Origin of the sequence: Achromobacter veterisilvae (assembly GCF_900496975.1) — a bacterium.
GTDB lineage: Bacteria > Pseudomonadota > Gammaproteobacteria > Burkholderiales > Burkholderiaceae_B > Achromobacter > Achromobacter veterisilvae.
The window spans coordinates 73,996-91,273 of sequence record NZ_UFQC01000001.1 but is presented as its reverse complement, the minus strand read 5'-3'; the positions used below and the strand labels follow the sequence as shown (position 1 = coordinate 91,273).

General features: G+C 69.0%; 17 protein-coding genes and 1 pseudogene. 11 read left to right on the top strand and 7 right to left on the bottom strand.

Features of this window, described 5'->3' with window-relative positions:
- Positions 1-110: 110 nt before the first annotated feature.
- Complete coding sequence (locus tag AVE30378_RS00445) at positions 111-1,592, bottom strand: hypothetical protein (RefSeq protein WP_129238803.1); 1,482 nt, start codon at positions 1,590-1,592, stop codon at positions 111-113.
- 92 nt (positions 1,593-1,684) lie between these two features.
- Here AVE30378_RS00445 and AVE30378_RS33075 point away from each other — a divergent pair.
- A pseudogene (locus AVE30378_RS33075) lies at positions 1,685-1,765 on the top strand (CoA transferase); the annotation flags it as partial.
- Positions 1,766-1,773: 8 nt separating this feature from the next.
- On the opposite strand, the gene AVE30378_RS00435 reads toward AVE30378_RS33075, so the two are convergent.
- Genes AVE30378_RS00435 through leuC form a run of 3 tightly spaced genes read right to left on the bottom strand, consistent with a single transcriptional unit; the run spans position 1,774 to position 4,848 of the window.
- Positions 1,774-2,814: a LacI family DNA-binding transcriptional regulator gene (locus tag AVE30378_RS00435; RefSeq protein ID WP_129238802.1), complete on the bottom strand. Its 1,041-nt coding sequence runs from the start codon at positions 2,812-2,814 to the stop codon at positions 1,774-1,776.
- Positions 2,802-3,410 carry a 3-isopropylmalate dehydratase small subunit gene (gene leuD / locus AVE30378_RS00430; RefSeq protein WP_129238801.1) on the bottom strand — a complete coding sequence of 203 codons (609 nt, stop codon included), beginning with the start codon at positions 3,408-3,410 and terminating at the stop codon, positions 2,802-2,804. Before leuD ends, AVE30378_RS00435 begins: the two co-directional genes overlap by 13 nt.
- Position 3,411: 1 nt before the next feature.
- Positions 3,412-4,848 (bottom strand): 3-isopropylmalate dehydratase large subunit, encoded by a 1,437-nt coding sequence (leuC, locus tag AVE30378_RS00425; protein ID WP_129238800.1) that lies wholly within the window; start codon positions 4,846-4,848, stop codon positions 3,412-3,414.
- Between the two features lie 170 nt (positions 4,849-5,018).
- Between leuC and AVE30378_RS00420 the strand changes: the two genes are divergently transcribed.
- The 5 genes from AVE30378_RS00420 (at position 5,019) to AVE30378_RS00400 (ending at position 9,713) form a co-directional block, all read left to right on the top strand.
- Entirely contained in the window at positions 5,019-6,011 is a 993-nt protein-coding gene (locus AVE30378_RS00420) for a Bug family tripartite tricarboxylate transporter substrate binding protein (RefSeq protein ID WP_129238799.1), read from the top strand.
- A 21-nt stretch (positions 6,012-6,032) separates the two neighbouring features.
- The gene (locus AVE30378_RS00415) at positions 6,033-7,211 is read left to right on the top strand and encodes a mandelate racemase/muconate lactonizing enzyme family protein (RefSeq protein WP_129238798.1); all 1,179 of its coding nucleotides are present in this window, start codon (positions 6,033-6,035) and stop codon (positions 7,209-7,211) included.
- Between the two features lie 13 nt (positions 7,212-7,224).
- Entirely contained in the window at positions 7,225-8,154 is a 930-nt protein-coding gene (locus tag AVE30378_RS00410; protein WP_129238797.1) for a ketopantoate reductase family protein, read from the top strand.
- A 223-nt stretch (positions 8,155-8,377) separates the two neighbouring features.
- On the top strand, positions 8,378-9,055 hold the full coding sequence (locus AVE30378_RS00405) for an isochorismatase family protein (RefSeq protein ID WP_129238796.1): 678 nt from the start codon (positions 8,378-8,380) through the stop codon (positions 9,053-9,055).
- Between the two features lie 67 nt (positions 9,056-9,122).
- The gene (locus AVE30378_RS00400; RefSeq protein WP_129238795.1) at positions 9,123-9,713 is read left to right on the top strand and encodes a YceI family protein; all 591 of its coding nucleotides are present in this window, start codon (positions 9,123-9,125) and stop codon (positions 9,711-9,713) included.
- 169 nt (positions 9,714-9,882) lie between these two features.
- Here the strand turns inward: AVE30378_RS00400 and AVE30378_RS00395 are convergent, their stop codons facing one another.
- Entirely contained in the window at positions 9,883-10,101 is a 219-nt protein-coding gene (locus tag AVE30378_RS00395; protein WP_129238794.1) for a hypothetical protein, read from the bottom strand.
- Between the two features lie 9 nt (positions 10,102-10,110).
- Complete coding sequence (locus AVE30378_RS00390) at positions 10,111-10,494, bottom strand: hypothetical protein (protein ID WP_129238793.1); 384 nt, start codon at positions 10,492-10,494, stop codon at positions 10,111-10,113.
- A gap of 235 nt (positions 10,495-10,729) precedes the next feature.
- On the opposite strand from AVE30378_RS00390, the gene AVE30378_RS00385 reads away from it, so the two are divergent.
- Positions 10,730-12,109 carry an MmgE/PrpD family protein gene (locus AVE30378_RS00385; RefSeq protein ID WP_129238792.1) on the top strand — a complete coding sequence of 460 codons (1,380 nt, stop codon included), beginning with the start codon at positions 10,730-10,732 and terminating at the stop codon, positions 12,107-12,109.
- Between the two features lie 19 nt (positions 12,110-12,128).
- Here the strand turns inward: AVE30378_RS00385 and AVE30378_RS00380 are convergent, their stop codons facing one another.
- Positions 12,129-12,857 (bottom strand): IclR family transcriptional regulator, encoded by a 729-nt coding sequence (locus tag AVE30378_RS00380; protein ID WP_244234936.1) that lies wholly within the window; start codon positions 12,855-12,857, stop codon positions 12,129-12,131.
- Positions 12,858-13,013: 156 nt separating this feature from the next.
- On the opposite strand from AVE30378_RS00380, the gene AVE30378_RS00375 reads away from it, so the two are divergent.
- From AVE30378_RS00375 to AVE30378_RS00360, 4 genes are read left to right on the top strand one after another with little or no spacing between them, the layout of a single operon-like run.
- Positions 13,014-14,459, top strand: a complete 1,446-nt coding sequence (locus tag AVE30378_RS00375; protein WP_129238791.1) for an FAD-binding oxidoreductase — start codon at positions 13,014-13,016, stop codon at positions 14,457-14,459.
- A 19-nt stretch (positions 14,460-14,478) separates the two neighbouring features.
- A complete protein-coding gene (gene purB, locus AVE30378_RS00370; protein ID WP_129238790.1) occupies positions 14,479-15,843 on the top strand; it encodes an adenylosuccinate lyase in 1,365 nt (454 codons plus the stop codon).
- Positions 15,844-15,886: 43 nt separating this feature from the next.
- A complete protein-coding gene (locus tag AVE30378_RS00365; RefSeq protein ID WP_129238789.1) occupies positions 15,887-16,891 on the top strand; it encodes a Bug family tripartite tricarboxylate transporter substrate binding protein in 1,005 nt (334 codons plus the stop codon).
- Between the two features lie 39 nt (positions 16,892-16,930).
- Positions 16,931-17,272, top strand: coding sequence for a carboxymuconolactone decarboxylase family protein (locus AVE30378_RS00360; protein ID WP_062681878.1), 342 nt, complete (start codon positions 16,931-16,933; stop codon positions 17,270-17,272).
- Positions 17,273-17,278: the final 6 nt, after the last annotated feature.

Genomic DNA, 17,278 nt, shown 5'->3' with positions numbered 1-17,278 from the left:
GGCGAAGACGGGCCAAGACCGTTGATGCTAAGCAGTCCCGGCTTCGGCTTGAACGACGGATTTCGAGTTTGCATATGCGGAAAGCGCGCGGCGCCTTCCGCGGGGCGGCGTCAGCCCGGGCGGCCCGAGAGCGCCAGGAGCAGCGCCAGGCACAGCAGCACGCCGAACGCGGCCAGCGCGAAAGGCAGCAGCACGACGTAGACGCCGCGCTCCTGGCCCCGGCCGTGAGCCAGCCCGGCGGCGATCGACATGCGGACCGGCGAGAAGATCCCCAGCGAGGTGCCGGAGACGTGCAGCAGGGCCGCGGCGGCCGGCACGCTCAGGCCGGCCTGCACGGCCAGCGAAAGCTGGGACGGCATGAACAGGCTGTTCGGCGCGTTGCCGCTGTTGGCCAGGATGCCGAACGCGCCGGCCAGCACCGGCGTGATCAGGACGGTCCAGTCCCGCAGGCTGGCGAACAGGCCGTCGGCGAACGCCTGCGAAATGCCCGCGCCCGCGAGCACTTCGGCCATCATGGCGAACAGGAACACCGAATACACCGCGTGGCGGCCGGTGGTCCAGGCGGCGCGCGCCTGCGCGGCGAGGACCCGGGGCTGGCCGCGCAGGACCGCCATCGCCACCGCGCCCGCGATGAGCCAACTGCCGGCATGCAGGAACGGCTTCCAGACGGGCAGGTCCGCGAACGGACTGAACGCGGCCAGCGCCGAGAGCCCGCGGTTCGGGCCCGGAACCAGCCGCGTCGCGACCAGCGAGGCGATCATCAGAATGTAGGGCAGCGCGCTGCGCGCCGCGGCCAGCAGTTGCGGGCGGTCCGGGCGGCGGTCGAGCACGAAGCGCAGGACGATCAGCGGGCCATAGGCCGACAGCAGCGCGGTTTCCGGGCCCAGCAGGGCGGTGGCGGCGGCCAGCGCCGCCAGGCTCGCGGCCATCCAGCCCGCCTCGCGCCAGTGCTCCGAGGCCGCGGCGCGCAGCCCCGCGCGCGCGGCGGTGCGCCAGTACAGCGCCATCCATATCGCCATCAGCAAGACCACCGGCACCATGCCGTAGAGCGCGAGCTCCGGCGCCGGCACGCGCGCGTAGGCCGAGGCCAGCAGCGTGCCGCTGCCCATGGCGCCCCAGGGAATCAGCGTCTGGCTCAGGAGCGCGAACACCATGGTCTCGCGCGGTTGCAGGTTGAGCGGCCGGATCAGCAGCACCGTGCCCAGCATGCCGACGCCGAAGCCGGTGGCCGATTCGGCGAACGGTCCGACCAGGAAACAGGCGAAGAACAGCCGCCTGCGCCGCGCGAGCGCATCGGCCAGTTCGACCACGCTGGGGCCGGCCGCCTTGCCGGCCGGCGAGCGGGTCTGCGCGGCCATGTGCCAGAACAGCAGTCCGCCCAGGATGTAGGGCGTGATGGTCCCGCCGATCCAGAGTCCGCGCGCCAGCGCCAGGCCGAGCTGGCTGCCGCCGAACGGCGCGGGCGCCGCGCCGAGGGCGACGGGCACCGCGGCCGCCAGCCCCAGGACGGCGGCGGCCGTGGTGTTCAGCCGCCCGCTGGCGATGGCGCCGATGACGGTCAGGGCGGGCAGGGACCAGAGGAGATACGTCATTGGGGGGATGTCCGCAAGGCGTGGGCCGGGTTGGGCAGTGTATGCCGATCGGCCGCCCGGCCGCGCGCTTGCGGCGGACCGGCATCGCGCGCGTCGCCGCGCCGTTTTGCGGCACGATCCCGGCCGACTTCGGCGCCGAAGTCATCAAGCCGGAACAGCCGGGAGCGGGCAACCTGGAGATTCAGCCGGAGAGCGGCCGCGTCGAACCGCGGATGGTCAGGGTGGCGGGAAAGCGCGAGGGCGGAGGATGCGCCGCGCCGCCGGGAGGCGGCTCGTTCTCGCCGTGGATGCGCGCCAGCAGCAGATTGATGGCGTAGGCGCCCATGGGATAGACCGGCGGGGATACCGTCGTCAGGCCGTCTCCGACGAGTTCGAACCAATCGGGATCGCCATAGCCCACGACCGAAACGTCCGCGGGGCAGGCCAGGCCCAGGCCGCGCAGCGCCTTGAGCGCGCCGACCGTCAGGCGCGAGCTGCCCACGATCAGCGCGGTGGGCGGCTCGGCGCCGCTCATCATGCCATGCACCGCGCGATGGGCGAACTCGACCCGGGGCGGACCCACCGCGGTCATGCCCGCGTCCAGGCCGGCGCGCTGCATCGCCCCGTAGAACCCCGCCAGGCGGTCCTCGCCGCAACTCAGGTCGGTGGTGGTGCCGACATAGGCGATGCGCCGGTGGCCGTAGTGGATGAGGTGTTCGGCCGCGGCGCGCGTGGCGGCCTGTTCGTCGATCACCACCGCTTCAGCCGCCATGGCGGCGTGCTGGCGGACTAGCTGGATGGCGTGCACGCCCTTGAGCAGGGCCACGGTCTCGGGCTTGGGCGCCACGGTGGGGGTAATGATGACGCCCGCCGCCCGCGACACGACGAACGCGCGCAGGTCGTTGAGTTCGCGCTCGGGGTTGTCCTCGGTGATGCTCAAGGCGAGCTGGAAGCCGCGGGCCACGGCGGCATCGGCCACGATCTTGGCGATCGACGCATAGAAATCGTTCTGGATGTCCGGGACGATCAGGCCGATGACCGGGCTGTGCGCGGTGCGCATGTTCTGGGCGGTGCCATTGGGCACGTACCCCATCGCGTTGGCGGCTTCGCGCACGCTGGCCTTGGTCGCGGCGCTGATCTTGGGGTGGTCGGCGAGCGCGCGCGAGACCGTCGCGTGCGACAGGTCCAGCGCGGTCGCGATGTCCTTGATCGTGACGTTGGGGCGCGCCGCTATGCCAGCCATGGCGTGGTCCGTTCCTGGCGCTGCTGGAAGGCGTCGATGTCGGCGGCGCGTTCCAGCGCCAGGTCGATATCGTCGGTGCCGTCGAGCAGCAATCGACGCCGCCCCGCGTCGATCTCGAATCCATAGGCCTGGCCGTCCGGCCCGGTGACGCGCTGCTCCGCGAGATCGACGGTGGCGCGGCAGCCCGGCAGAGCCAGGGCCTGGTCCATCAGCGTATCGATGGCCGTCGCGGGCAGGGTCACCGGCAGCAGTCCGTTCTTGAGGCAGTTTTCGTGGAAGATCGGGCCGTAGCTGGCCGCGACGATGGCGCGGATGCCGTATTCCTGGTGGGCCCAGACCGCATGTTCGCGCGAGGATCCGCAGCCGTAGTTTTCACGCGCCAGCACGATCGCCGCGCCGCGGTACGCCGGCTGGTTCAGGAGGCTGTCCGGACGCGGCCGGCCGTGTTCGTCGTAACGCCACGCCCCCATGAAACCCTCGGCCAGGCCGCTGCGTTCGACGGTCACCAGCCAGCGCTGGGGCACGATCGCGTCGGTGTCCACGTGGTCTTGATTCATGGGCAGGATGATGCCGTGGGCTTGGATGAAGGGCTTCATATTAGACCAGATCCCTATGATCGACGATGGCGCCGGCGACGGCCGCGGCGGCTGCGCTGGCGGGGCTGGCGAGATGGGTGCGCGCGCCCGGACCCTGGCGTCCTTCGAAGTTGCGGTTCGAGGTGGACACGCAGCGCTCGCCGGGCGGCACTTTGTCCGCGTTCATGCCGACGCACATCGAACAGCCGGGTTCGCGCCATTCGAATCCGGCGTCGCGGAAGACGCGGTCCAGGCCCAGCCGTTCGGCGGCGCGCTTGACCCGCTGCGATCCGGGCACCACCAGCGCGCGCACGCCGGGCGCGACGCGGCGGCCCTGCGCGATGGCGGCGGCCGCCTGCAGATCGGAGAGACGCCCGTTGGTGCAGGACCCGATGAAAACCCATTGCACCGGCACGTCCGCGAGCGGAGCGCCCGGCGTCAGCCCCATGTAGCGGTAGGCCTGCTGCATCGATGCGCGTTCGCCCGCGCTGGCCGCGTCCTCGGGGTCGGGCAGGCGTTCGCGCACGCCGGCCACCTGCGCGGGACTGGTGCCCCACGTCAGTTGCGGCGAGTCCAGCGCCAGAGTCAACTCCAGCTCGGCCTCGTAGCGGGCCAGGGGATCGCTGCGCAGGGCGCGGAATGCCTGCTGCGCGGCAGCGTCGCCGCAGGCGGCGGGCGCGTGCCGGCGCAGGTAAGCCAGCGTGACGTCGTCGGGCGCGATCACGGCGGCGCGCGCGCCGGCCTCGATCGCCATATTGCAAAGCGTCAGGCGTTCCTCCATGGACAGGGCCGCCACGGGCGCGCCGGCCAGTTCGAGGAATCCGGCGGAGGCGCCGCGCACGCCGATGCGGCGCAGTACGTGCAAGGTCAGGTCCTTGGCGCTCAGGCCCGGGGGCAGGGCGCCGGCCAGGGTGAGGCGCAGGGCGCGCGGCCTGAGCATGGCGAGCGTCTGGGTGGCCAGCACATGCTCGGCCTCCGACGTGCCGATGCCCCAGGCCCAGGCGCCCAGCGCGCCCAGCGTGGAGGTATGGCTGTCGCCGCAGGCGACCGTCATGCCCGGCAGCACCAGGCCCAGTTCAGGCGCGATGACGTGCACGATGCCCTGGTCGGGATCGTCGACACCGTAGTGGCGGATGCCGAACCGGGCGGCGTTGCTCTCCAGCGCGGCGATCATGGCCTCGCTGCCCGGCACCTGTTCCGCCTGCCGTCCGGGCGCGGTCGACACGATGTGGTCGGCGATCGCGACATTGCGGCGCGGGTCGCGCACGGCCCGGCCCTGGGCGCGCAGCGACGCGAAAGCCTGCGGACTGGACAGGTCGTGCAGCAGGTGCCGGTCGATGTGGATCAGACTGCGGCCGTCGGCCAGGTCGGCGACGCGATGCGCATCCCACAGTTTGTCGAACAGGGTTTGCGGGGCGCCTGCGGCCGGCGCCGGTTCGGTTGCGGCAGATAGCGGCATTTCTCCTCCGTGGTGCACACGTATGACAATTTCAGGATTGCCAATAAACGCGGGTAAACCAGTACCTTAAGACGTATTGACGCAGGTTTTACGGATAATTATAGTTCGCTTGGTGCAAACGTGTGCATTGTCAGAAGGTCGATTCCCAAAAAAAGAATGAGGAGACTTCCATGAAGTGCGTCAAGCAGGTTCGCAGTAGAGCGGCCGCCATCCTGGCGGCGCTGGGCGTGTTCGCGGCCGCGGCGCAGGCGGCCGCGGCGCCGGCCTACCCGGAGAAGGCCATCAGGCTGATCGTGCCGTTCGGCGCGGGCGGCACCACCGACATCCTGGGCCGCGTGCTGGGGCAGAAGCTCGGCGATGCGCTTGGGCAGACGGTGATCGTGGAGAACCGGCCGGGGGCCAACGGCAACATCGGCAGCGACGCGGTGGCCAAGGCCGCGCCCGACGGCTACACGCTATTGTTCGCGGCCGACGCCACGCTGGTCATCAATCCCACCTTGTACCGGCAGTTGCCGTTCCAGCCCGAACGCGATTTCGCGCCGATTTCCCGCATCGCGGTGGTGCCGCTGGTGCTGGTCGCCAATCCCGGCGTCAAGGCGGATACCTTGCCCGAACTGGTCGAACTGGGACGCGGCAACGATGCGCGGCTGGATTACGGCAGCGCCGGCGCGGGCAGCATGGGGCATCTCGTCGGCGAACGGCTGAACCGCGCGACCAGGATGAAGATGACGCATATCCCCTACAAGAGCGGCGCGCAGGCGATCGCCGACGTGGTGTCGGGGCAGATTCCGCTGCTGATCACCGGCCTGGCGGTGGCCGATCCGTTCCTCAAGAACGGCAAGCTCAAGGCGATCGCGGTGACCTCGGGCCAGCGGTTCCCCGGCGCGCCGGCGGTTCCCACGATCGCCGAAGGCGGCGTGAAGGATTTCGATTCCCCAAGCTGGTACGGCCTGCTGGCGCCGGCGGGCACGCCCGCCCCGGTGCTGGAAAAGATCCACGACGCGCTGGCGGCCGCCTTGCAGACGGAAGACATGAAGGCGCGCATGGTCGAACTGGGCGCCTGGCCGGTGGTGGACAGCCGGGCCGCGTTCACGGAACTCATCAAGCAAGACACGGCGCGCTGGTCCCAGATCATCAAGGCGGCCGGCATCACTGTCCAATAACCCCCATCCGACGGTCTATCCATGCGCATCACCGCCATACGAGAAACAGCCATTCCCTTGCAGGGCAACCTATCGAATTCGCTGGTCAACTTCGCCGAACACACGGTGTCGCTGGTCGCGCTGGTGAGCGACACCGTGCGCAATGGCCGGCCGGTCATCGGCTATGCCTTCGATTCCATCGGCCGCTACGCGCAGCCGGGCCTGTTGCGCGAACGCTTCATTCCCCGCCTGCTGGCGGCGCCGCCGCACGCGCTGCTGAATGAAGCCGGCACGGCGTTCGACCCCGGGCGCGCCAGCGCCGTGATGATGCGCAATGAAAAGCCCGGCGGCCATGGCGACCGGGCCGCGGCTGTCGGGGCGCTGGAACTGGCATTCTGGGACCTGAACGCCAAACTCCGGGACGAACCCGCCTACCGCGGCATCGCGCGCCACGTCGGGCGCGCCGCCGGCGACGGCGCGGCGCAGGTCTATGCGGCCGGCGGCTATTACTACGACAGCGGCGACGCCGTGCGCCGCCTGAAGGACGAGTTCCGGGCGTATCGCGACCAGGGGTTCGTCAAGTTCAAGATGAAGATCGGCGGCGCGACCCTGTCCGAGGACCTGGCGCGCATCGACGCCGCGCTGGCCGTGGCGGGCGAGGGCGCCAACCTGGCCGTCGACGCCAACGGGCGCTTCGACCTGGAGACCGCGCTTGCCTATGCGCGCGCCCTTGAACCTTACGGACTGCGCTGGTATGAAGAGATCGGGGATCCCCTCGACTACGCCCTGAACAGCCGGATAGCCCAGTCGTATGCCGGTCCGATCGCGACGGGCGAGAACCTGTTCTCGCTGCAGGACGTGAACAACCTGCTGCAGTTCGGCGGCTTGCGGCCCGCCACCGACGTCCTGCAGATGGACGCCGGGCTGGCATACGGGCTGACGGAATACCTGCGTATGCTGGCCGCCGTGGAGGCGGCGGGATTTTCGCGCGGCAGTCTGCATCCGCACGGCGGCCACCTGATCAATCTGCATATCGCGGCCGGCCTGGGCCTGGGCGGGTGCGAAGCCTATCCGGGCGTATTCCAGCCGTTCGGCGGCTATCCCCCGCAGTGCGCGCTGGGAGCGGGACAGGTGCGTCCGACGGACGCTCCGGGATTCGGGCTGGAACAGAAACAGGAGCTGGCGCCATACATCGCGGCGCTGGCAACGGGCGGTGCTTGAGGAAGCGGACATCATGAAGATTGCGATTATGGGTTGCGGAGCCATGGGCTCCGTATACGCCGGACTGCTGGCGGCCGGCGGGCACGACGTGCTGGCCATCGACCACTGGGCGGAACACGTCGAGGCGATGGCTGCCCGGGGCTTGCGCGTCGAAGGCGCCAGCGGAGACCGCGTCGCGCGGGTGCGCGCCTATCGGGAGGCGCCCGCCGAGCCGGTCGACCTCATCATCATCGCGGTCAAGGCGGCGCAGGCGGGCAGCGCGGCCGCCCAGGCGCGGGCCATGCTGGGGCCGGACACGTCGGTGCTGACCATACAGAACGGCCTGGGCAGCGCCGACAGCGTGGCGCAAGCCATCGGCGCGGACCGGCTGGCGGTCGGCATCGCCGCCGCTTTCGGCGCATCGCTGTCCGGGCCGGGCCACGTCCACCACAACGGCATGTCGGCGGTGCGCATGGGCGCGTATGCCGGCATGCCGGCGGAACGGCTGGCGGACATCGCCGCGGTGTGGAGCGATGCCGGTTTCAACGCGCAGGCGGTCGACAACCTGCCCGCGATGCAATGGGAAAAGCTGATCTGCAACGTCGCCTACAGCGCGCCGTGCGCGCTCACCGGCATGACGGTCGGCGCGGCGATGGACGACCCGGACGTCGGCGCCGTCAGCCAGGCGGCCGCGGCCGAAGCCTGGGCCGTCGCGCGCGCCCTGGGGATACCGATACAGGTGGACGATCCCGTCGCGCACGTGCGCGCGTTCGGCGAGCGCATCCGCGACGCCAAGCCTTCGGTGCTGCTGGATCACGAACACGGACGCGTCAGCGAGATCGACTACATCAATGGCGCCATTCCGGTCCAGGCGCGCAAGGCGGGCCTGTCGGCGCCGGTGAACGAAACGCTGACGCGGCTGGTCAAGCAGCGGGAGAGCGGATTCAGCAGCGGCCGGACCTAGCCTTCGTTCTATTCAATGCCGCCACCGCCCGGTTCCGGGTGGCCAGCCGGTCTTCCACGATCAAGACCGGCTGGCAATCCGCTACGCGTGCTTTTAGTGTCAAAAATAGAACACTGATAACGAAAAATCGGTCTACCGCCAAGTTTGTTCCATTTTTATTATTCGTGCAGCCATCCGGCTTTCCTGTTCGGCACACCGCCGTCGATTCTCAAAGGAGAACTCCATGTCTGCACCCGCCAACTTCAACGGCCAGCGTCCCGTCATCGATCCCGACGACGCCGTCATGCTGCTGATCGACCACCAGAGCGGCCTGTTCCAGACCGTGGGCGACATGCCCATGCCCGAGCTTCGCGCCCGGGCCGCCGCGCTGGCCTCCATGGCCACCCTGGCCAAGCTGCCGGTCATCACCACGGCCTCCGTGCCGCAGGGTCCTAACGGCCCGCTGATCCCGGAAATCCATGCCAATGCGCCGCATGCGCGGTACGTCGCTCGCAAGGGCGAGATCAACGCCTGGGACAATCCCGAGTTCGTCGAGGCCGTCAAGGCCACGGGCCGCAAGACGCTCATCATCGCCGGCACGATCACCAGCGTGTGCATGGCGTTTCCCGCCATCAGCGCCGTCGCCGCGGGCTACAAGGTGTTCGCGGTGGTCGACGCCTCCGGCACCTACAGCAAGATGGCGCAGGAGATCACGCTGGCGCGCGTGGTGCAGGCGGGCGTGGTGCCGATGGACACCGCCGCCGTGGCGTCCGAATTGCAGAAAACCTGGAACCGCGAGGACGCGCTGCAATGGGCCGAGGTCTACACCAAGGTGTTCCCGTCGTACCAATTGTTGATCGAAAGCTATGGCAAAGCCCAGGAAGTGGTGAAGAATAACGAAGTGCTGGATTCGCAGCGCTGATCCGCGTCCCGCGGTTCACCGTCCGGGAGCCTGGCCCCGGGCGGCTTTCCAACCACTCAGGATCCCCATGAAAACCTGCATCAACCGATTGCTGCTGGCGGCCGCGCTGGCCGGCGGCGCCGCACAGGCCTTCGCCGCGGGCGTGGACTATCGCATCGACCCGGAACACACGGAAGTGGTGGTGACGTGGAGCCACCTGGGCTTCTCCACGCCGTCGGCGCATGCCGGAGGCATACAGGGCGTGGTCCGCTACGACGCCGCCAACCTTTCCGCCTCGTCCGTCAAGCTGGACGTGCCGCTGACGAATTTCACTTCGCACATTCCCAAACTGGACGAAATGCTGCGGGGGCCGGAGTTCTTCGAGGCCGGCAAGTATCCCGCCATCGGCTTCGAAAGCACTTCCGTCGAGGACAAGGGCAACGGGCTGCTGCTGATCCACGGCAAACTGCGCATCAAGGACCGGGAGAAGCCCGTCGTGCTGGAGGCCAGGCAGAACAAGGCTGGCGTGCACCCGAGGGCCCAGCGGCCGGCGATCGGCTTCGATGCGTCCACGGTGGTCAAGCGCAGCGATTTCGGCGTGGACGCATACGCGCCCGGCGTCAGCGACGACGTCGCGCTGCGTATTACCGTCGAGGCCTTGGCCGACGCGGCGCGCTGAGCGCGCCATCGCAAGAAGAAGAGGGCGCCCAGCCATCAACGGTCAAATAACTGTTTGCTGACAATAACTTAGAGCGCCAGACATTGCCGGGGTTCCGGCAATGTCTGCGCCTGGATCCACGGCCCGCCACCCGCCGCGGCCGATCCGGGACCGGCCGCGGCGGGCAGGGTCAATGCCCGCCGTAGATGTTGCCCGCGATGCCGCCCGCGACGCCGCCGATGGCGGCGCCCGTCCATCCGCTGCCGCCCGCGATCGCGGCGATGCCCGCGCCGGCGGCGGCGCCGATGGCCGCGCCCGACAGGGTGCCCTGCTGCTTGGAGCTCATGTTCGTGCAGCCGGCAAACGAAACCATCGCAATGCCGATGACTATCGATCTGATCATTTTCATGGCGGACTCCTAGGGCGCGCGTTTCGTGCCGGGCACGACGATTTCGAACCAGAGGGTTTCAACCACCGGGCGGTCCAGCTTCGCGGGATTCGCCGCATACCAGTTGTCCAGGCTTTCGCGCACGGAGTCCAGGGTCTGCTCCTGGAGTCCCCTGGCAAAGCGCGGGATGAGCGTCTGGGCGTCGGTGGGGGCGTGGCGCCGTTGGTAGGCCTGCTCCACTTGAAGAAGATTCGCCATGCCCAGGAGGTAGGCTTTCTTCAGATTCGCGTCGGACTCCGTCCACTGCTTGCCGGTGATGATGGGGGCTCCCTCGGGCGTTGCCGCCGTGCCGGGAGTGGCGACCAGCAGCGAGAGGACCAGGGCTGCCGGACCGAACAGGTGTTTCACTTTCATCGCATCGCTCCTCAAGGGAACAGAGATAGAAAAACAACCTTCTGACGCCATGCACGCGGTTCGCTCATGAGGGCGAGCGATAAGCGGTATCGGTAAATTTAGGCTTGAAAACAGGCTCGCGCAAGGGGAGGAATGCGTGCGCCGCAGCGATATGCGGGCGCGATTTACCCAACGGGAATGATTGGTGTAGAGTTTCATTAAATAAAATCTAGTTTATTAAATGAAACAACTGACCATGAACGATTCCCCTGAAGCCAGACTCGTCGCCCACCTTTCCCGCCTGCGCCGGCAGGCCATCGTCCCGAGCACGCGCGAGCGGCTGGCCCAGGCCTTGCTGGACTGGTTCACGGCGGGCTGGTCCGCCGGCCACGCCGCCGCGGCGGACCGGTACCGCCGCGTGGCCGAAGACTGCCACCCCGGCCACGGGGCGGCGCCGGTGTTCGGCCATGCGGCAATGAACGCGAACGGCGCGGCGTTCGCCAATGCCGCCATCGCGCATATCCGCGAGATCGACGATGCGCATCGCGCCGCCATGCTGCATCCGGGCGTGGTGTCGATCACGCCGGTGCTGGCCCTGGCGGCTGGCGGTGCGTTGACCCGACGCCAGGTCGCGGATGGGATCATCGCGGGCTATGAAGTGTGCTTGCGGGTGGGCGAGGCCTTGGGCGCCGGACATGCGGCCGGCTTCCATGCCACGGCGACGGCGGGCGCCACCGGCGCGGCGGCGGCCGCGGGCGTGGCGCTGGGCCTGCCGTCCGCGCAACTGCACCACGCGCTGGGCATCGGCGCCACGCAGGCCGCGGGCCTGTGGCAACTGGTGGACGACGGCGCGCATGAGTCCAAGTCGCTGCACCCGGCCTTTGCCGTGCGCAACGGGATGGCGGCGGCCTATGCGGCGCGCGCGGGCCTGCCCGGGGCGCGCCGCTACGTCACGGGCGCGCGCGGGCTGTACCGGCTGCTGGGAGGAGACGGCCCGCTAAACGCGCTGGACGGCGGCCTGGACGCGCCGGAGCGGCTGAATACCGCCACCATCAAGGCCTGGCCTTGCTGCGCCCAGCTATTCACGCCGCTGGACGCGATCCGCGACCTGCTGGACGCCCACGGCACGGCGCCGGATGAAATCGAGTCGGTGGACGTGGAGATCTTCACGCACGCGCTCAAGATCGCGGGCGTGGACTGGCCCGCCAAGCCCGCCGAGACCTGCTTCAGCCTGCGCTACGTGGCTGCGCGCCTGCTGCTGTCGGGCAAGCTGGGCATCGAGGACATGGAGGCGCCCGATCTGCAGGCGGACGAGCTGCTGGCCATGGCGCGGCGTATCACGGTGCGGACCAGCGAGGAGTTCCAACGGGAATTTCCGCGGCTGCGCCCCAGCCGCGTCACGCTGACGCTGAAGAACGGCCGCAAGCTCGAGGCGCTGAGAAAGCTGCGCCGGGGCGATCCGGAAGACCCCTACACCTGGACCGCGCTGCAGGCGCGCATGCGCGCCTTCGCGCCCATGATGGACGACGCTTCGGCCGCGGCCATCGTGGCCTGGTGCGAACGCTTCATCGACACCGGGCAGGACGGCGAGGCCTGCGCGCCGCCGCCGGCGCTGTTCGGCCCTGCAAGGCCGTAGCAGAAGGCGGGCCGCGGCCTCAGGGACAGGCCTTCGGCGTCCAGGCCGCGGGCGGGGTGGTGCGGAATCCCTGCTGCGCGAGTTCGTGGCGGGCGATCTCCACGGCCTTGCGCTGCGCGGCCTCGTTGTGGCGCGAGGCCAGGCCCAGCACCACCAGCGCGCCGACGAAGGTATCGTCGCCGTCGAAGACCGGGACGGCCACCGACGCCATCTCCGCCACCCGTTCCGAGCGGGTCATGGCATAGCCTTTTTCATGGATGTCGCGTTCCAGCGGCGTCGAACCGCCGGTGTAGGCGCGCAGCACGTGCGCCGACGAACCGCCGTCCTTCAGGCTGATCCGCTTGCCCACTTCGACATGGTGGCGCACTTCCTTGGAGGTGTTCTCGCGGTACAGGCAGATGCGGTCGTCGCCGCTGCGCACGTAGACCGCCACGGTTTCGCCGGTCTGCTCCATGACGTTGCGCAGCACCGGCTGCAGGCGCGAACCGAGGTCGAAGGTGTCGCGATACAGCATGCCCATGTGCAGGAGCGCCGGTCCCAGCGCGTAGGTGCTGCTGTCGTAGCGATGAATCATGCGCGCCTTGGTGAACACGCCCAGCAGGCGCAGCAGGGTGGCTTTGTCCAGCCCGGTGCGGTCGGCCAGGTCGCGCAGCGACAGGCGCGGGCTGTCCTCGCTGAAGCACTCCAGGATGGAGATGCCGCGTTCGAGCACGCCGGCGGGCGGCTTAGGGGATTTCTCGCTTGACACGGTTTCCTATGCTTCCTTATAGTTTCGATCAATAAAACATATTTTAATCAATGAAATGAAAAGCGGCTACCGGACCAGGGACTTCCGCCTTCATTCACCAGGAGGCCAGCATTGCGCAGGATGGGTTCAGGGCCCGGCCGCGCGATCCACAGCATTATGCCCAATCAGATCGATGCATTCCCGGCGGCGCTGGCCGCCATCGTCGGCCAGGACCATGTCTTGACCGGGGTAGCGGACACCGCCCGCTACACGGCGGACTGGCGCCGCAATTTCCCCGGCGCCGCGCTCGCCGTGGCGCGTCCTGCCTGCACGGAGCAGGTGTCGCGCGTGGTGGCGCTGTGCGCGCGCCATGGCGTGGCGGTGGTGCCGCAGGGCGGCAATACCGGGCTGGTCGGCGGATCCACGCCCGATGCCTCGGGCCGCGAATTGGTGCTCAGCCTGGACCGCATGGCGGCGGTGCGGCGCGTGGACGCGCTGGACAACAGCATTACGCTGGAGGCGGGCTGCACCGTCCTGGCGGCGCAGCAGGCGGCCGCCGGCGTGGGCAGGCTGTTCGCCTTGTCCCTGGCGTCCGAGGGCAGCGCCACGGTGGGCGGCGTGGTGTCCACGAACGCGGGCGGCGAACAGGTGCTGCGCTACGGCAATACGCGCGACCTGACGCTGGGCCTGGAGGTGGTGCTGGCCGACGGCAGCGTGCTGGACCAGTTGGGCACGCTGCGCAAGGACAATACCGGCTACGACCTCAAGCAGTTATTCATCGGCGCGGAAGGAACGCTGGGCGTCGTCACGGCGGCGTCGTTCAAACTGTACGCGCAGCCCGCCAAAGTGGTGACCGCCTGGGTCGCGGTGCCCACGCCGCAGGCGGCGGTGGACCTGCTGGCCCGCCTGACCGGCGCCGTGGGCGAGCGCGTCACCGCCTTCGAGCTCATCGGCCGCCAGACGCTGGTCCAGGTGCTGGCGCATCCGCTCGACGGCATGCGCAATCCGCTGACCATGGATACGCCGTGGTCGGTGCTGTTCGACGTCTCGGAAACCTCGGCGCGGATGGATCCCGAGCCCGCGGTGCATGCCGTGCTGGAAGCCGCCATGGAGGCCGGCGCTGTCACCGATGCGGTGATCGCGGCGTCCGGCCGCCAGGCGCACGAACTGTGGGCGCTGCGCGAGCACGTGCCGGAGGCCCAGCGGCTGGACGGCCCGTCCATCAAGCACGACATTTCCGTCGCGGTGTCGCGCGTTCCCGAATTCATCGCCGCGGCCGGCGCGGAGCTGGAGGCATTGATGCCCGGCATTCGGATCGTGTGCTTCGGACACGTGGGCGACGGCAACCTTCATTACAACCAGAGTAAGCCGGCCGGCATGGACGACGCCGCGTTCCGGGCGCGCGAGGACGCGGTGCACGACGTGGTGCATGCCGTGGCCGCGCGCCTGGGAGGATCGATCTCCGCCGAGCACGGCATCGGCCGGCTCAAGCAGCAGGCCTTCCTGCAGTTCAAACCCGCCGTATCCGTGGAAGTCATGCAGCGCATCAAGCATGCGCTGGACCCCCGCGGCACGTTCAACCCGGGCCGCCTGTTGCCGCGTCCCGCCCACCAGCCTTCCTAACCACCCAGGATCCCGCCTCATGTCCGTTTCCGTTTTCGATATGCAATCGCTCCAGCACCTGTGGAGCACCGATGAGCTGCGCGCCATCTTCTCCGAGGAAAACCGCATCCAGAAGTGGCTGGATTTCGAGGCGGCGCTGGCCGAAGCGCAGGCCGAGCTGGGCATCATCCCCGCCGAGGCGGCCCGCGAGATCCGCGCCCAGGCGCAGGCCGGCAACATCGACATCGCCCAGATGTCGGCGGAGATCCGCCGTATCAAGCATTCGCTGGTGCCGGCGCTCAAGCAATTGCAGGCGCGCTGCGGCGAAGACCACGGCGAATGGCTGCACTACGGCGCCACGACCCAGGACGTGGTCGACACCGGCGTCGCACTGCAGCTCAAGGAGGTGCACGCAGTGATCCTGCGCGACATGGCGGCCGTGGGGCAGGAGCTGGCGCGGCTGGCCCAGGCGCATCGGGACACGCCCATGGCGGGGCGCACCCACGGGGTGCAGGCCTTGCCCATCACCTTCGGCCACAAGTGCGCCGTGTGGCTGGACGAACTGTCGCGCCATCACGAGCGGCTGAAGGAGTGCGAGCCGCGCGTGCTGGTGGGCATGGTGGTGGGCGCCGTCGGCAGCCAGGCGTCGCTGGGCGAGCAGGCCGAAGAGGTGGAGCGCCGCACGCTCGCCAGGCTCGGACTGGCCGCGCCGTCCATCAGTTGGGCGCCCGCGCGCGACCGCTTCACGGAATACGCGCTGCTGCTGGCGATGCTGGGCGCCACCCTGTCCAAGATCGGCAACGAACTCTTCAATATGCAGCGCAATGAATTCGCCGAAGTGGAAGAGGCGTTCTCGGCTGGCAAGCTGGGTTCCTCGACCATGCCGCACAAGCGCAACCCGACTTCGGCCGAGAACCTGGCGGGTCTGTGCCGGCCGCTGCGCGCCGGCGCCGCGCTGATGCTGGAAGGCATGGTGCAGGAAGGCGAGCGCGACGGCATCGCCTGGAAGATCGAATGGAAGGCGCTGCCCGAATGCTGCCTGATCGCCGGCGCCATGCTGTTCCAGGCGAAGAACCTGCTGGCCGGGCTGCGGGTGGACGGCGAGGCCATGGCGCTGAACCTGGACCGCATGCGCGGCTATCTGCTGTCCGAACACGTGATGCTGGAACTGTCGGAGCGCGTGGGCAAGCAGACCGCGCACGAATGGATCTACGAAGCGTCCATGCACGGCATCACCAACAAACTCGATTTCGCCCAGGCGCTGCGGCAGCACAAGGACCTGGCCAGCCTGCTGGGCGAAGACGAGATCCAGCGCCTGACCGATCCGGCGGGCTACCTGGGGCAGTGCGCCGCCTCGGTCGACCGGGTGGTGCAAACGCAGCGAGCCGCCTGGCTGGGCGCCTGAGGGCGACGGCCGGCATACGAAAAACGACAGGAGACAAAACACCATGCGCATTTCTTCCTCCAACCCTCGCGGCAGGCGTCGCGCCCTGCGCGCCACCCTGGCCGCGGCGCTGTCCATGACGGCCCTGGCCGGCGGCGCCGCCAGCGCCGCGTATCCCGAGCGTCCCATCACGCTGGTGGTCGGTTTTCCGCCCGGGGGCGGGGGCGACCTGTACGGGCGGCTGATCGCGACGGCCATGGGCAAGACCATCGGCCAGACCGTCATCGTCGAGAACCGGCCGGGGGCCGGCGGCAACATCGCGGCCGGCCTGGTCGCCAAGGCCGCGCCCGACGGCTATACGGTACTGCTGGCCATGAGCGGCAACCTGGCGGTGTCGCCCGCGCTCAAGCCCCAGACCCTGCCGTACAAGGTGCCGGACGACTTCGCGCCGGTGGGGCTCATCCTGGAAGCGCCGCATGGCCTGTTCGTGGCGAGCCAGTCGCGCTTCAAGACGGCGCAGGAAGTGATCGACGCGTCCCGCCAAAAGGAGATGACCTTCGCGTCGACCGGCACCGGGGCGGCGGCCCATATCGGCATGGAAACCATCAAAGAGCTGGGGCACCTGAAGCTGCTGCACGTGCCCTACAAAGGGTCCGGTCCCGCCATCACGGACATGATAGGCGGGCAGGTGGACATGTTCTTCGCTACCGCCTCGCCGTTGGTGCCGCAGGTGCAGCAAGGCCAGTTGCGCGTGCTGGCCCTGACCGGCAGCCAGCGCAGCCCCGTGCTGCCGGACGTGCCGACCTTCAAGGAGCTGGGCATCGATATGACGATGACCCAGTGGTATGGGCTGGCCGCGCCGGCCGGTACGCCGCCCGAAGCATTGAAGGTGCTGTCCGACAACCTGTCGCGCGCGCTGAAGGATCCGGCCGTGCAGAACACCATCCGCAAGGACGCCGCGATGGAGCGCGACCTGCCGCTGGATCAGTTCAGACAGTACATTGTGGAAGACATCGCCAACTACCGCAAAGCCGCCACGCCCGACCTGCTGAAGCAGATCGGCCAATAGCAAGTCGTTCTTTTTCCTGACTTTTCCGGAGATTTCCTCATGCTGCAGAACTGGACCGAGACGCTCGCCAACAACCGCAAGGCCGGCGAGCAACTGGGCAAGCACAACCCGCAACTGCTGACCGCGTTCCGCGCGCTGAACCAGGCGCAGGGCGCCACCGGCACGCTGGACGCCAAGACGCGCGAGCTGATTGCGCTGGCCGTGGCCGTCACCACGCGCTGCGACGGCTGCATCGCGGCGCATGCCGACGCCGCCCGCAAGGCCGGCGTGACCGAGGCCGAATTGAGCGAGGCGCTGGCGACCGCCATCGCGCTGAACGCGGGCGCGGCCTATGTCTATTCGCTGCGCGCGATGGACGCGCTGTCGGCCGGCCAGGCTTGAGGGGAG

What these genes read in the sequence shown, in the direction of transcription:
- AVE30378_RS00445 (WP_129238803.1), bottom strand. Translation starts at nt 1,592, where the DNA reads ATGACGTATCTCCTCTGGTCCCTGCCCGCCCTGACCGTCATCGGCGCC.
- AVE30378_RS00435 (WP_129238802.1), bottom strand. Translation starts at nt 2,814, where the DNA reads ATGGCTGGCATAGCGGCGCGCCCCAACGTCACGATCAAGGACATCGCG.
- leuD (WP_129238801.1), bottom strand. Translation starts at nt 3,410, where the DNA reads ATGAAGCCCTTCATCCAAGCCCACGGCATCATCCTGCCCATGAATCAA.
- leuC (WP_129238800.1), bottom strand. Translation starts at nt 4,848, where the DNA reads ATGCCGCTATCTGCCGCAACCGAACCGGCGCCGGCCGCAGGCGCCCCG.
- AVE30378_RS00420 (WP_129238799.1), top strand. Translation starts at nt 5,019, where the DNA reads ATGAAGTGCGTCAAGCAGGTTCGCAGTAGAGCGGCCGCCATCCTGGCG.
- AVE30378_RS00415 (WP_129238798.1), top strand. Translation starts at nt 6,033, where the DNA reads ATGCGCATCACCGCCATACGAGAAACAGCCATTCCCTTGCAGGGCAAC.
- AVE30378_RS00410 (WP_129238797.1), top strand. Translation starts at nt 7,225, where the DNA reads ATGAAGATTGCGATTATGGGTTGCGGAGCCATGGGCTCCGTATACGCC.
- AVE30378_RS00405 (WP_129238796.1), top strand. Translation starts at nt 8,378, where the DNA reads ATGTCTGCACCCGCCAACTTCAACGGCCAGCGTCCCGTCATCGATCCC.
- AVE30378_RS00400 (WP_129238795.1), top strand. Translation starts at nt 9,123, where the DNA reads ATGAAAACCTGCATCAACCGATTGCTGCTGGCGGCCGCGCTGGCCGGC.
- AVE30378_RS00395 (WP_129238794.1), bottom strand. Translation starts at nt 10,101, where the DNA reads ATGAAAATGATCAGATCGATAGTCATCGGCATTGCGATGGTTTCGTTT.
- AVE30378_RS00390 (WP_129238793.1), bottom strand. Translation starts at nt 10,494, where the DNA reads ATGAAAGTGAAACACCTGTTCGGTCCGGCAGCCCTGGTCCTCTCGCTG.
- AVE30378_RS00385 (WP_129238792.1), top strand. Translation starts at nt 10,730, where the DNA reads ATGAACGATTCCCCTGAAGCCAGACTCGTCGCCCACCTTTCCCGCCTG.
- AVE30378_RS00375 (WP_129238791.1), top strand. Translation starts at nt 13,014, where the DNA reads ATGCCCAATCAGATCGATGCATTCCCGGCGGCGCTGGCCGCCATCGTC.
- purB (WP_129238790.1), top strand. Translation starts at nt 14,479, where the DNA reads ATGTCCGTTTCCGTTTTCGATATGCAATCGCTCCAGCACCTGTGGAGC.
- AVE30378_RS00365 (WP_129238789.1), top strand. Translation starts at nt 15,887, where the DNA reads ATGCGCATTTCTTCCTCCAACCCTCGCGGCAGGCGTCGCGCCCTGCGC.
- AVE30378_RS00360 (WP_062681878.1), top strand. Translation starts at nt 16,931, where the DNA reads ATGCTGCAGAACTGGACCGAGACGCTCGCCAACAACCGCAAGGCCGGC.